This is a genomic window from Superficieibacter sp. 1612_C1, assembly GCF_015234305.1.
Classification (GTDB): Bacteria; Pseudomonadota; Gammaproteobacteria; order Enterobacterales; family Enterobacteriaceae; genus Superficieibacter.
The window spans coordinates 1,263,731-1,276,034 of sequence record NZ_JADGMI010000001.1; the positions used below are offsets into that span (position 1 = coordinate 1,263,731).

The window sequence follows — 12,304 nt, forward strand, 5'->3', positions numbered from 1 at the left end:
CATCGCGAAGGTCAGAAAATAGACAACAGCAGCGCCATGGGAAAACTAAAGGGCCAGGTCGCACCAACCAGCAGCGCCGCCACCAGGCGGATACTGGGTTTGTCTTTCGTCAGGAACCAGGTGATCAGGGCGCAGATCGCGGCCATGACCACATAAAAAATCAGCATTTTTTGATAAAACGTCATAACCAATGTCTCCTCCCTGGAGAAAAATGCCGCGAATATGCTCTTTTTTTTGACCTACATCAAGTTTTTCTGGCACAAATTCCTAAACCCAAACTAAAATCAAATCTGCGCAAACAAAAGTATTGGGTTTTCGACCCAATTTTTCTGTGCGCAAGCTACCATTTGGTCAAACTTTTGAGGGTTAAAACACTATGGAAGTTTCGGACAAAACAGTGGTGATGATTAATGTTTTTGCAGCGCTCGGCCTTTTCAGCCTGCTTTCATTGCGTTTTGGATGGTTCCTCTGAAGATTTTGTCACTTCAGTGACGCAACGCCCGGCATCCGCCGGGCGTTCATCATTCCGCCCTAGGACTCTTTAGTAATAATGGAAATATGACCATTGCGCTCGAGGATCGCGAATTTAATATCGGATATTTTATAGACTCCCTGATTATTTCGCGCCGAGGCCATAATATCGTCACAGGAGATATCAGCCAGTTTCATCTTCTCATGCAGTAATTCGCCATTCTCCACCAGAATAACCGGCGAGCCGTCAATCATCGATTCGGCACCCGAAATATACTTTTTAATCATGCCAAAAATCATATCTACCACCACTAACGTGATGATGGTTAAGGCTGCACCGGTGACGGAAAAATCATTGCCCAACAGCGCCTGCTGCGTGGCCTCACTGATGATAAGGAGTAAGATCAAATCAAATGAGGTCATCTGTAATAATGTGCGCCGTCCAGCAATTTTAAATACCACCAGCAACACCAGATAAATGGCTACCGCTCTGACTATCATGTCCATATTTTGTTCCTACGGATAAATAAATTGTGAGAAAGTCACGGTTTCAGTGTTATTAAGGGTAATTTTATTATGCCGGTTGCCTGGATTAAGCGGCTCTAATCCAATCCAGACGCTGTGCTCCGCCGGCCCACCTTTCCCCGGATATTCAAGGATCAGACTATTGTTCTGACTCAACGTGTGCAGCGGCTGGGGTTGCAGCGTGCGGATCTCATAACGTTCCATCAAATCGCCATCCAGAGCCAGAGTAAACCCCCGCCCCGGCTCGCCACGCACGATCACTTTGATGGAGATATCGCTGGTTTGCCTGCCGAAGCGTTCATACTCTACCGAAACGCGATTATCCGGGCTGGCGGCCGTGGTTTCACTGAAAATCCCGCTGGAGAAAAGGCCGCATACGCCCGCCACTATAATCAGCACCAGCAGTAGAAAACCCCACCGGCGGCAGCCCGCTTCAAAGCGCAGCCAGATATCATTCTCATGCACTGGCTGGGAGGCATTACTGTGAATTATCGAGCTATCTTTGCGCATCCATTAAGCCTGTAAAAGTAACCTGAAGTAATGGAAGTATGGCTCAGAAGTGAAAAAGCGGTGAAGTTTCGTTGCGCTTACGGGAACCGTTCAGGCCCCGTAAGCGGATGATAATTAGTGCTTAATCATAACGTGGCGGACCACGGTATAATCTTCAAGGCCATACAGCGACATGTCTTTACCGTAGCCCGACAGTTTCTGTCCGCCGTGGGGCATTTCGCTGACCAGCATGAAATGCGTATTCACCCAGGTGCAGCCATATTGCAGACGGGCGCTCAGCCGGTGCGCCCGTCCAACGTCGCGGGTCCAGACGGAAGAGGCCAGACCATACTGTGAATTGTTGGCCCACGACAGGACCTGATCTTCATCGCGAAATGCCGTGACGCTGACCACCGGACCAAAGACTTCATGCTGGACAATGTCATCCTCCTGTCGCGCCCCTGCCAGCAGCGTTGGCTGGAAATAGTACCCTTTTCCGCCAGCTTTGCTGCCGCCAGTGACAACCTGAATATGATCGAGCGCTTTGGCCTTTTCAACCGCGGCACTGACCCGCTCGAGGTGGGCCTGGGAACTGAGCGGCCCCAGCTCGGTGGTCTCCTCCTCCGGTGCGCCCATTTTCAGGCTGGCAACCGCCGCGCCGAGTTTTTCCACCAGCGCGTCATAAATGGCTTCATGCGCATAAAGGCGACAGGCGGCGGTGCAGTCCTGCCCGGCGTTATAAAAACCAAACGTGCGCACGCCTTCGACAACCGCATCCAGATCGGCATCATCAAACACAATCACCGGGGCTTTGCCGCCCAGCTCCATATGAGTCCGTTTTACCGACGAGGCGGTGTGGCTGATGATATGCTGGCCGGTCGCAATAGAGCCGGTCAGCGACACCATCCGCACTTTTTCATGCCCGGTTAGCGGATCGCCTACCGTTTTACCGCGCCCGAAGAGGACGTTAATCACGCCCGCCGGGAAGATATCTTTTGCCAGTTCCGCCAGCGCCAGTGCGGTAAGCGGTGTGATTTCAGAGGGTTTGATCACCACGCAGTTGCCCGCTGCCAGCGCCGGAGCCAGCTTCCAGGCCGCCATCATCAGCGGATAATTCCACGGCGCAATAGAGGCCACCACGCCCACCGGATCGCGGCGGATCATCGACGTGTGCCCTTCCAGGTATTCTCCGGCGGCCAGGCCGTTCAGACAACGCGCCGCGCCGGCGAAGAAGCAAAACACATCCACCACCGCCGGGATTTCATCACCGATCACAGCATGCAGCGGCTTGCCACAGTTTTGTGACTCCAGACGAGCAAGGCGGTCAGCGTGCTGCTCAATGACCTCCGCCAGCCTTAACAGGCATTCCGCACGGACTTTGGGTGTGGTTTGCCCCCACTGGGCAAAGGCCGCGTCTGCCGCTTTTACTGCCGCATCCACCTGCGCGGCAGACGCTTCGGCGATCTCAAGGATCACCTCGCCCGTCGCCGGGTTATACACCGCCTGTTTTTCGCCTTCACCGGCCACCAGTTCGCCATTAATCAATAAATGATGTTGCATAGTGTTGTCCTGTTCAAAGTGATCGGGTCCTGTACATCAAAATGCAGCAAGCGTGCCAGGTGTTAACGACACGTCGACATTGATAAAAGGATAGATGGCAACCGGGCGGTGTGACGCACGCAGAGTGTTAACGCCGCCACATAACTGAACAGTGATGCACATTCGCAGTGCACCAGCAGGAATTTACCCCATCATCTCGCGGATGAGCACGCCGAGGGTGCGTACTGCGCTATCCTCTTTTTCACCCCAGCCCCAGGAGGTGTTGAAGCGAAAAAAAGGCCGCCATGCGCCCGAGGTCGAAAACATTTTGCCCGGCGCGATGCTGATATGGTGCGCCAGCGCCCGCTCGCTAAGCTCCCCGGCGTCGAGATGAGAAGGCAGTTCCAGCCACAGAAAATAGCCGCTATCGTTGTGATGAATTTTTACCTCCGGCGGCAGATAACGCAGCATCGCCTGCCACGCCAGCTGTTTGCGCTCGGCCAGCTGGCGACGCAGCCGCCGCAGGTGGGCGTCGTAGCGCCGGGTAGAGAGATAATCGACCAGCGCCAGCTGCATCGGCGAACTGCTGGAAAGCGTGCTCATTAGTTGCAGTTGTTGAATACGCCGGGCGTGTTTCCCTGCCGCCACCCAGCCAATGCGAAACCCCGGCACCAGGCATTTGGAAAACGAGGAACAGTGCAGCGTCATGTCATCGCGATCCCAGGCCTTAGCGGGCAGCGGTTTCTCGCGGCCAAAGTAGAGCTCGCTGTAGACATCATCTTCAATCAACACCACATTATGCGCCGCCAGCAGCGCGACCAGCCGGGCTTTTTTGGCCGCACTCAGGGTAAAACCGAGCGGGTTCTGGCTGTTGGTCATCAGCCAGCAGGCTTTGACCGGATACGTCGCCAGCGCCTGTGCCAGCGCCTCCAGATCGATACCCTCTTTCACGTCGCTTGCCACCGCCAGCGCCTTCAGCCGCAGACGCTCCAGCGCCTGAAGCGCGCCGTAAAAACAGGGGTTTTCAACGATCACCCAGTCGCCAGGTTCCGTCACCGCCTGCAGGCTGAGATTCAGCGCCTCCAGCGCCCCGGCGGTGATCACAATCTCGTCAGGCGACACCGGAATGCCTTGTAAAGCGTAGCGACGCGCGATGGCATGGCGCAGTTCACTGTTTCCCGGCGGCAGGTTTTCAATCACGCTCATCGCGCTGGCGGTTTTGCTAACCTGCGCCAGCGAGCGGTTAAGCTGACGCAGTGGAAACAGATGCGGATCGGGAAAGGCCGAGGCGAAAGGCAGTACCGAGGCTTCGCGGCTGGCCTGAAGCACCTCAAAAATGCAGGTATTGATGTCCACCGACTCGTCGCTCATCACGCGGGCCGGTGGTGCGGGTTGTTTGCTGACGGGGTGTGGTGCCACGTAGTAGCCGGACTGCGGACGCGCCACGATCCGGCCCTGACTCTCCAGCATCTGATAGGCGTGACTGACGGTCATAAAACTCATCCCGCTGCTCCCCACCTGCTCGCGCAGAGACGGCAGGCGATCGCCAGGTTGCCAGACGCCTAAATCCATCTGTTCAAGAAGCTGTTGTGCCAGACGCTGATACTTTTTCATCAAGAAATGATAAGCCAGTGAGTGAATAGTTAAGAATAAATTATATCAGTTGCAGGAAAATAAAGCATTTGTAGCAACTGTTATAGATAAAAAGAACGCATCTGTGTCTGACAGTTACCGCTTGCAGTGACTACCCTATGATCATCGTTATTCTGTTTCGGGGTAGTCCATGTTTGGTCTCGATGCGTTTCACCTCGCGAGGATCCAGTTTGCCTTTACGGTATCCTTTCATATTCTTTTCCCGGCCATCACTATCGGCCTTGCCAGCTATCTGGCGGTGCTCGAGGGGTTATGGCTTAAAACTAAAAATCCGGTCTGGCGCATTCTGTATCATTTCTGGCTGAAAATTTTCGCCGTCAATTTCGGTATGGGCGTGGTTTCCGGTCTGGTGATGGCCTATCAATTCGGTACTAACTGGAGCGGTTTTTCCCAGTTTGCGGGCAGCATTACCGGGCCACTGTTGACGTATGAGGTGCTGACCGCCTTCTTCCTCGAAGCCGGCTTTCTCGGCGTGATGCTGTTTGGCTGGACCAAAGTCGGTCCGGGGCTACATTTCTTCTCTACCTGCATGGTGGCACTGGGAACGATTGTCTCGACCTTCTGGATCCTCGCTTCGAATAGCTGGATGCATACGCCACAGGGGTTTGAAATCGTTAACGGCCAGGTTATTCCCGTGGACTGGTTTGCGGTGATTTTTAACCCCTCCTTCCCGTATCGCCTGCTGCATATGACCATCGCGGCCTTTCTGAGCAGCGCCCTGTTTGTCGGCGCGTCCGCCGCCTGGCATCTGTTGAAGGGCAATAATACCCCCGCCGTCCGCACCATGTTTTCGATGGCGCTGTGGATGGCGCTGATCGTCGCGCCCATTCAGGCGCTGATTGGCGATATGCACGGCCTCAATACGCTTGAACATCAGCCCGCTAAAATTGCCGCGATAGAAGGACACTGGGAGAACCGTTCCGGCGAGGCCACCCCGCTGCTGCTGTTCGGCCTGCCGGATATGGAACAGGAGCGCACCCGCTATGGCGTGGAGATCCCGGCGCTGGGAAGTCTGATCCTGACGCACAGCCTGGATAAGCAGGTTCCGGCGCTGAAAGATTACCCGAAAGAGGATCGCCCGAATTCGACAATCGTTTTCTGGTCGTTCCGCGTGATGGTGGCGATGGGCCTGCTGATGATGCTGCTTGGCGTGCTGTCGCTCTGGCTGCGTTATAAACGCCGGCTTTACGAGTCCAGAATCTTCCATCGTTTTGCGCTCTGGATGGGGCCTGCGGGTTTGATTGCCCTGCTCGCCGGGTGGATCACCACCGAGGTGGGGCGACAGCCGTGGGTGGTTTACGGTTTCCAGCGCACTATCGATGCCGTATCCGCGCATGGTGAACTGCACATGAGCCTGACGCTGCTGGCATTCTTTGTAGTCTACTCATCGGTGTTTGGCGTCGGTTACGCCTATATCGGCAGTATGATCAAGAAAGGGCCCCAGCCGTTTGACGAGCTTCCGACGCAGGGCACACCTGCCCGTCCGCTATCAGCGGCGGGTGAAGAGTTTGATACGAAGGAGAAAGTATAATGGGTATCGATCTCTCTATTATCTGGTTTGTGATTATCGTCTTTGCCACCCTGATGTATATCGTGATGGACGGCTTCGATCTGGGGATTGGCATTCTGTTTCCTGCCGTCCGCAGTGCGCAAGATCGCGATGTGATGGTCAACACTGTCGCTCCGGTGTGGGACGGGAATGAAACCTGGCTGGTGCTCGGCGGCGCGGGGCTTTTTGGCGCGTTTCCGCTGGCGTATGCGGTGATTATTGACGCACTCACTCTGCCACTGACGCTGATGCTGATTGGCCTGATTTTTCGCGGCGTGGCGTTTGAGTTTCGTTTTAAAGCAACGCCATCACATCGGCCTTTCTGGGATAAAGCCTTTATCGGCGGCTCCATATTAGCCACTTTTAGTCAGGGCGTGGCGGTGGGCGCGGTGATCAATGGTTTCCAGGTGACCGGACGCAGCTACAGCGGCGGCGCGCTGGACTGGCTGACGCCGTTTAACCTGTTCTGCGGTCTGGGGCTGGTTGTGGCCTACGCGCTGCTCGGCGCAACCTGGCTGGTGATGAAAAGCAGCAACCCTCTTCAGGACCGGATGCGCTACGTCGGGAAAAAACTGCTGCTGGCGCTGCTGGTGGTGATTGCGGTGATCAGCGCATGGACACCGCTGACGCATCCCGCCATTGCCGATCGCTGGTTTACGTTGCCAAACCTGTTCTTCCTGCTGCCGGTGCCGCTGCTGGTGCTGCTGTTCAGTTTCTGGCAATGGCGCTGTCTGAATAATCCGCACAGCCACACCCGGCCTTTTTTGCTGACGCTGGGGCTGGTGTTCCTCGGCTTTAGCGGGTTGGGTATCAGCATCTGGCCGCATATTATTCCGCCGTCCATTACGCTCTGGCAGGCAGCGGCACCGCCGCAAAGTCAGGGCTTTATGCTGGTCGGCGCGCTGCTGATTATTCCGGTGATCCTGGTGTATACGTTCTGGAGTTATTACGTGTTCCGCGGAAAAGTACAGCACGGCGAGGGGTACCATTGATGCAACAACCGTTATTAAAACGCCTGTTCTGGCTGGTAGTGATCTGGGGCGGCAGCGTGCTGGCGCTCGCCGTGGTCGGTATGTTTTTCCGCCTGCTGATGACCGCTGCGGGGTTTAAGTCGCATTGAGGCGGGGCAACACGGTGGCCCCGGGTGGCGGCTTCGCCTTACCCGGCCTACAAAACCCACAATATCAATAAGTTATACAATAATCACAGGCCCGGTAAGCGCAGCGCCACCGGGCAACGCGGCGCGGGCCTGGATTATTTTCGCCCTGGCAGCGTTTTCACCAGTTCTTCGGGACTGACCGACGCCACCACACTGCCCACCAGCGGCATTTTCAGGATGTGATTTTTAATCTTACCCACCACATGCATCTCGCACGGCTTACAGTCAAAACGCAGGGTTAATACCTCATCGCCATGCACCAGCTGCATCGGCGTGGCGCGCCCGCCTTTAACGCCGGTCACGCCTTTTGCCTGTTTCGGACACAGATTAAAGGCAAACCGCAGACAATGTTTGGTGATCATCACCGGCACGTCGCCCTTCTCTTCATGCGCTTCATACGCCGCGTCGATCAACGTCACCCCATAGCGCTGGTAGAACGCCCGCGCTTTATGGTTATAGACGTTCGCCAGAAAGCTCAGATGCGTTTCTGGATAAACCGGCGCAGGCTGCGCCACCGCTTTTCGCTGCCCGCGCTGGTATCTCGCCAGCCGCGCCTCGTCCAGCAACTCCACCGTTTCGCGGCGTAGCTGGTTGAGCTGGCTTGCTGGCACAAATAACGCCCCCGGCAAGTTGACGGCGACGTTCTGCGCGTAGTAGCGCGTTTGCCCGAGCTTCGCCAGGCCGTCATGCAGGCTGGCGAGGGCTTTCTCCGCGTTGTTAGCCTCTCCGAACAGCCCTTCAAGCGTATGCGTCACGCTGACGCCATCCTCGCTGGTCAGGGTTAAAATAAGCTGTTCCTGCCAGCCGCCGAGTTCGATATCCACCGCAATGCGTCGCTCGCTGGAGGTCTTTAACAGCGCCTGCTGCCAGTGATGATCGAGGTTACGATTAAGCGGATGGTGCGCGCGCAGGGTCTGCATCTGCGCGGGCATCTCATTCGGCCAGACGCGATAGCGATTTTCCGTCAGCTTTTCCACAGTATTCGCCCGGAATCCGACGACCTCGCGCTTAATCATCACGTTAAGACCGTCGCCGTTCGCCAGCGGCACGGTCGCGTCAACATCCAGATGATCTCTGGCGACCTTCAATACCTCTCCCACCGGCAGTCCGATAAATTTGGGCGAATCAAACGCGCCGATGTCGCCTTTGCGCTGGTTGACGAAGTAATCGGTACTGCCGCGGTGAAAGGTTTTCTCGGTGGACGGAATGAAGAAATGTTCCGTGCGCCCTGCCGATGCGCGTGCCAGATCGCCGCGCGCCTCAATAATGGCATCCAGCATCTGCCGGTAATGAGCCGTAATATTCTTTACGTAGCTCATATCTTTATAGCGACCTTCAATCTTGAAGGAGCGCACGCCCGCGTCAATCAGCGCCGCCAGGTTGGCGGTCTGATCGTTGTCTTTCATCGATAACAGATGCTTTTCATAGGCGACAACCCGCCCCTGATCGTCCTTCAAGGTGTACGGCAAACGGCAGGCCTGCGAGCAGTCGCCGCGGTTGGCGCTGCGCCCGGTCTGGGCATGAGAGATATAGCACTGGCCGGAATAGGCTACGCACAGCGCGCCGTGAACGAAGAACTCAATGGTGGCGTCGGTGGCCTGGTGGATGGCGCTGATTTGCGTCAGGTTAAGCTCGCGGGCAAGCACGATCTGACTGAAACCAACATCGCCGAGAAATTTCGCCTTTTCCACGCTGCGAATATCGCACTGGGTGCTGGCATGAAGCTCAATCGGCGGGATATCCAGCTCCAGAATGCCCATATCCTGCACAATCAGCGCGTCCACGCCGGTCTGATAGAGATCGGTGATCAGCTTTTGCGCTGGTTCCAGCTCATTATCATGAAGGATGGTATTAAGCGTCACGAAGATTTTCGCGCCGTAACGATGGGCAAAGGGCACCAGTTCAGCGATATCGCGAAGCGAATTGCTGGCATTGTGTCGCGCGCCAAAACCGGGGCCGCCAATATAAACGGCGTCCGCGCCGTGCAGAATCGCCTCGCGGGCGATAGCGGTATCGCGGGCAGGACTTAACAGTTCAAGATGATGAGGTTGCAGGCGCATACAATCGTCGTTATCCGGAAAAAGAAAAGGACGGCTATTGTAGTCAGAAGCCCACAGTTTCGAAACGGTTTTTACGGCGTTGGCGCGTAATGGATGAGCGAGTGAAACAGTACCGTTTCCTCCGTGCTGTTGCGGTAAGCGTGCGTCTGGTCGCCCGCGAAGCGGATGCCGTGGTTAGCGGTAATGGTCTGCCACCTTTCGTCAATGCGCATCTCTAAAACGCCGCTGATCACCACCACATGCTCAATGACCCCTTTTTCATGCGGCGTGGATTCGCTGAACGCGCCGGGCGCAAGCGTGATTGACAGATGATCGAAGCGCAGCACCTCATCGAAGGGAAAGAGCGGCGTGATCACCATCGCCTGCTGCTGCGGATCGTAAACGGGGCGTGGGTCAGCCTGTTCAGGCACGATAAATACCGAAAACGGCACGTTCAGCCCGGTGGCGATTTTCCACAGGGTAGCCACCGTCGGACTGGATTCATGACGTTCAATTTGACCGAGCATCGCTTTCGAGACGCCCGTTTCTTCCGCGAGACGTGAAAGGCTCCAGCCCCGCTGCTGGCGCAGGTTTTTTAAAGTTGTCGCCAGATAATCTGCAATATCCATCATCTCTCCTGTGAAGCCGCCAGTTTAGCACTTGTCCGCTATAGCGCACAGTGTTAGATTTTCTGGACGTTATAACGCACGAGGCAGCTATGCGCAGTTTGTCATTCTCTTTTCATCCGCTACTGGCGGGGTTCGTGGCAGTCCTTGTTGGCTATGCCAGCTCGGCGGCAATTATCTGGCAGGCCGCCGCTGCCGCTGGCGCTAACGATGTGCAGATCGCTGGCTGGATGACCGCGCTGGGCATAGGCATGGGGATAAGCACGCTGGCGCTGACACTCTGGTATAAAACGCCGGTACTTACCGCCTGGTCAACGCCCGGGGCAGCGCTTCTCGCCACCAGCCTGGAGGGCGTTTCACTGAACGAGGCGGTGGGCATTTTTATCTTTGCCAACGCGCTGATCCTGCTCTGCGGCCTTACCGGACTGTTCGCCCGTCTGATGAAGATTGTGCCGCCGGGGCTGGCGGCAGCGATGCTGGCAGGCATTCTGTTGCGCTTTGGGTTGCAGATGTTTACACCGCTGCCGCAAAATATCGTGTTGTGCGGCAGTATGTTTCTTGCCTGGTGCAGCGTGCGCCTTATTGCGCCACGCTATGCCATTATCGCCACACTCGTCGTCGGCCTTATCATTGTCATCCTAAAAGGTGACATTGTCACAAAAAACTTACCCATCGCGCTTGTGATGCCGACATTTATTATGCCGCAATTTACCCCATCCGCGCTGGTGAGCATTGGCCTGCCGCTGTTTCTGGTGACGATGGCCTCGCAAAACGCGCCGGGCGTCGCCACGATGCAGACCGCGGGATACCCCGTCGCCGTCTCTCCGTTGATGATATTTACCGGCGGGTTGGCGCTGCTGCTGTCGCCTTTCGGCGTCTATTCTATCTGCATCGCCGCCATCACCGCCGCGATATGCCAGAGCCCGGACGCCCATCCGGATAAAAATAAGCGCTGGCTGGCCGCTGCTGCTGCCGGGGGTTTCTATCTGCTGGCGGGCATCCTCGGCGGTTCGATCACCGCGCTGATTGCCGCATTGCCGACAAGCTGGGTTCAGATGCTGGCGGGGCTGGCGCTCTTCAACACGCTTAGCGGGAGTTTACACCAGGCGCTGATCCACGAACGCGAGCGTGATGCGGCGATGCTCACCTTTCTGCTGACGGCCAGCGGCATTACGCTTTTCGGCGTTGGCTCCGCCTTCTGGGGGTTAATCCTGGGAGGCGCGTACAGGGCGCTGACGTCACGCCTGCGACGCGCGGAGCTGTGACGGCGTCATGCCGATCGCGCTTTTAAAGCGGTTGCTGAAATGGCTGGCCGAGCTGAACCCACAGGCCAGCGCGATATCGGTAAGCGGCGTCGTTGAATGCCGCACCAGTTGAAGCGCCCGCTCCATTCGCCGCTGCATCACATATTGATAAGGTGCCATCTGCATCGACTGACGGAACATCCGCGCAAAATGGTATTCACTCAGGGAGGCGATGCCCGCCAGGTCGTTGAGCGTCAGCGGTTGCGACAGGTTGGCGTCGATCCAGGCTAACACGTTGCGTAATACCGAGGGGGCCAGGCCACCTTTCACCGTGGGCAACTGCCACTGTACGTTGCTGTAGTGGCGAATTAAATGCGTCAGCAGCAGCGTTGAGGCGGTGCTGAGCGTCATCTGATTGGCCTGCTCGCGCCAGCTGTTACCGAGCAAAAACTGCCGATAGACGGTTGTGATCTGCGCATCGCTGCCAAAGGTTTTTTCATCCAGCGTCAGGGAGTGCGGACTCCGATCCCAGACCTTCTCGCCAATATCACGCAGATGGGCATCGGTACAGTAAAGATGCACAAACGACAGGTCATCGCGGATATCCCAGCTTGACTCGCTCTCTTTCGGCATCAGACAAAACCGATCCGGGCCGCCGCCGTTTTTCCAGCCGCCTGCCGTTTTATGGTAGCTCTCATAGCCGTCAGCGACATACAGGCTCAGCGTATGATGGTCACAATATTGCGTGATGTTATCGCGTTTATTCGACCATGCCGCCAGCCGGATACCGGAATTCAGCGCTACGGTATCGTGTAATACGGCTTTATGATTTCGCAGATTTTCAAATGCGCCGTAGGTTTCTGCCATCGCGTTACATCACCTGTGGGGGATCATTATTTCAGTCTATGGACAGGCTTTCTGAGATACCAGACCTGAGCACCATCCAGCGTTAAAAAAGCGCAAGAATTTGCAAGTCTCCCGCAGCCCGCTGCAAGCTGACGCGCCGGGTA

13 protein-coding genes are annotated in these 12,304 nt (G+C 56.2%); 5 read left to right on the forward strand and 8 right to left on the reverse strand.

The features are described 5' to 3' along the window. Positions 1-11: 11 nt before the first annotated feature. Positions 12-185, reverse strand: a complete 174-nt coding sequence (locus tag INT84_RS06065) for a GhoT/OrtT family toxin (RefSeq protein ID WP_194206032.1) — start codon at positions 183-185, stop codon at positions 12-14. 191 nt (positions 186-376) lie between these two features. Here INT84_RS06065 and yncL point away from each other — a divergent pair, with 191 nt between their 5' ends. Continuing rightward, positions 377-472: a stress response membrane protein YncL gene (gene yncL, locus INT84_RS06070; RefSeq protein WP_072094343.1), complete on the forward strand. Its 96-nt coding sequence runs from the start codon at positions 377-379 to the stop codon at positions 470-472. A gap of 59 nt (positions 473-531) precedes the next feature. Here the strand turns inward: yncL and INT84_RS06075 are convergent, their stop codons facing one another. The 4 genes from INT84_RS06075 to INT84_RS06090 all read right to left on the reverse strand — a co-directional run bounded on the left by INT84_RS06075 (position 532) and on the right by INT84_RS06090 (position 4,638). Next, positions 532-978 carry a DUF421 domain-containing protein gene (locus INT84_RS06075; RefSeq protein ID WP_176920179.1) on the reverse strand — a complete coding sequence of 149 codons (447 nt, stop codon included), beginning with the start codon at positions 976-978 and terminating at the stop codon, positions 532-534. Between the two features lie 9 nt (positions 979-987). After that, positions 988-1,506, reverse strand: a complete 519-nt coding sequence (locus INT84_RS06080) for a hypothetical protein (RefSeq protein WP_194206033.1) — start codon at positions 1,504-1,506, stop codon at positions 988-990. Positions 1,507-1,620: 114 nt separating this feature from the next. Next, complete coding sequence (gene patD, locus INT84_RS06085; protein ID WP_194206034.1) at positions 1,621-3,045, reverse strand: aminobutyraldehyde dehydrogenase; 1,425 nt, start codon at positions 3,043-3,045, stop codon at positions 1,621-1,623. 183 nt (positions 3,046-3,228) lie between these two features. Further along, positions 3,229-4,638 (reverse strand): PLP-dependent aminotransferase family protein, encoded by a 1,410-nt coding sequence (locus tag INT84_RS06090; RefSeq protein WP_194206035.1) that lies wholly within the window; start codon positions 4,636-4,638, stop codon positions 3,229-3,231. A gap of 169 nt (positions 4,639-4,807) precedes the next feature. On the opposite strand from INT84_RS06090, the gene INT84_RS06095 reads away from it, so the two are divergent. The 3 genes from INT84_RS06095 to INT84_RS06105 are packed head-to-tail and all read left to right on the forward strand — an operon-like array spanning position 4,808 to position 7,346. Next, positions 4,808-6,208, forward strand: coding sequence for a cytochrome ubiquinol oxidase subunit I (locus INT84_RS06095; protein WP_194206036.1), 1,401 nt, complete (start codon positions 4,808-4,810; stop codon positions 6,206-6,208). After that, positions 6,208-7,218 carry a cytochrome d ubiquinol oxidase subunit II gene (gene cydB, locus INT84_RS06100; RefSeq protein WP_176920184.1) on the forward strand — a complete coding sequence of 337 codons (1,011 nt, stop codon included), beginning with the start codon at positions 6,208-6,210 and terminating at the stop codon, positions 7,216-7,218. The genes INT84_RS06095 and cydB overlap by 1 nt, the downstream gene beginning before the upstream one ends. Beyond that, entirely contained in the window at positions 7,218-7,346 is a 129-nt protein-coding gene (locus tag INT84_RS06105) for a DUF2474 domain-containing protein (RefSeq protein ID WP_176920185.1), read from the forward strand. Before cydB ends, INT84_RS06105 begins: the two co-directional genes overlap by 1 nt. Positions 7,347-7,480: 134 nt before the next feature. Here the strand turns inward: INT84_RS06105 and INT84_RS06110 are convergent, their stop codons facing one another. Next, a complete protein-coding gene (locus INT84_RS06110) occupies positions 7,481-9,445 on the reverse strand; it encodes a U32 family peptidase (protein WP_194206037.1) in 1,965 nt (654 codons plus the stop codon). Between the two features lie 71 nt (positions 9,446-9,516). Beyond that, positions 9,517-10,053: a helix-turn-helix domain-containing protein gene (locus INT84_RS06115; protein ID WP_304949798.1), complete on the reverse strand. Its 537-nt coding sequence runs from the start codon at positions 10,051-10,053 to the stop codon at positions 9,517-9,519. Positions 10,054-10,115: 62 nt separating this feature from the next. Between INT84_RS06115 and INT84_RS06120 the strand changes: the two genes are divergently transcribed. Then, positions 10,116-11,315, forward strand: a complete 1,200-nt coding sequence (locus INT84_RS06120) for a benzoate/H(+) symporter BenE family transporter (RefSeq protein ID WP_228065975.1) — start codon at positions 10,116-10,118, stop codon at positions 11,313-11,315. Here the strand turns inward: INT84_RS06120 and INT84_RS06125 are convergent. Beyond that, positions 11,289-12,161 carry a helix-turn-helix domain-containing protein gene (locus tag INT84_RS06125; RefSeq protein WP_194206040.1) on the reverse strand — a complete coding sequence of 291 codons (873 nt, stop codon included), beginning with the start codon at positions 12,159-12,161 and terminating at the stop codon, positions 11,289-11,291. The two genes, INT84_RS06120 and INT84_RS06125, sit on opposite strands and share 27 nt — an antisense overlap. Between the last annotated feature and the right edge of the window lie 143 nt (positions 12,162-12,304).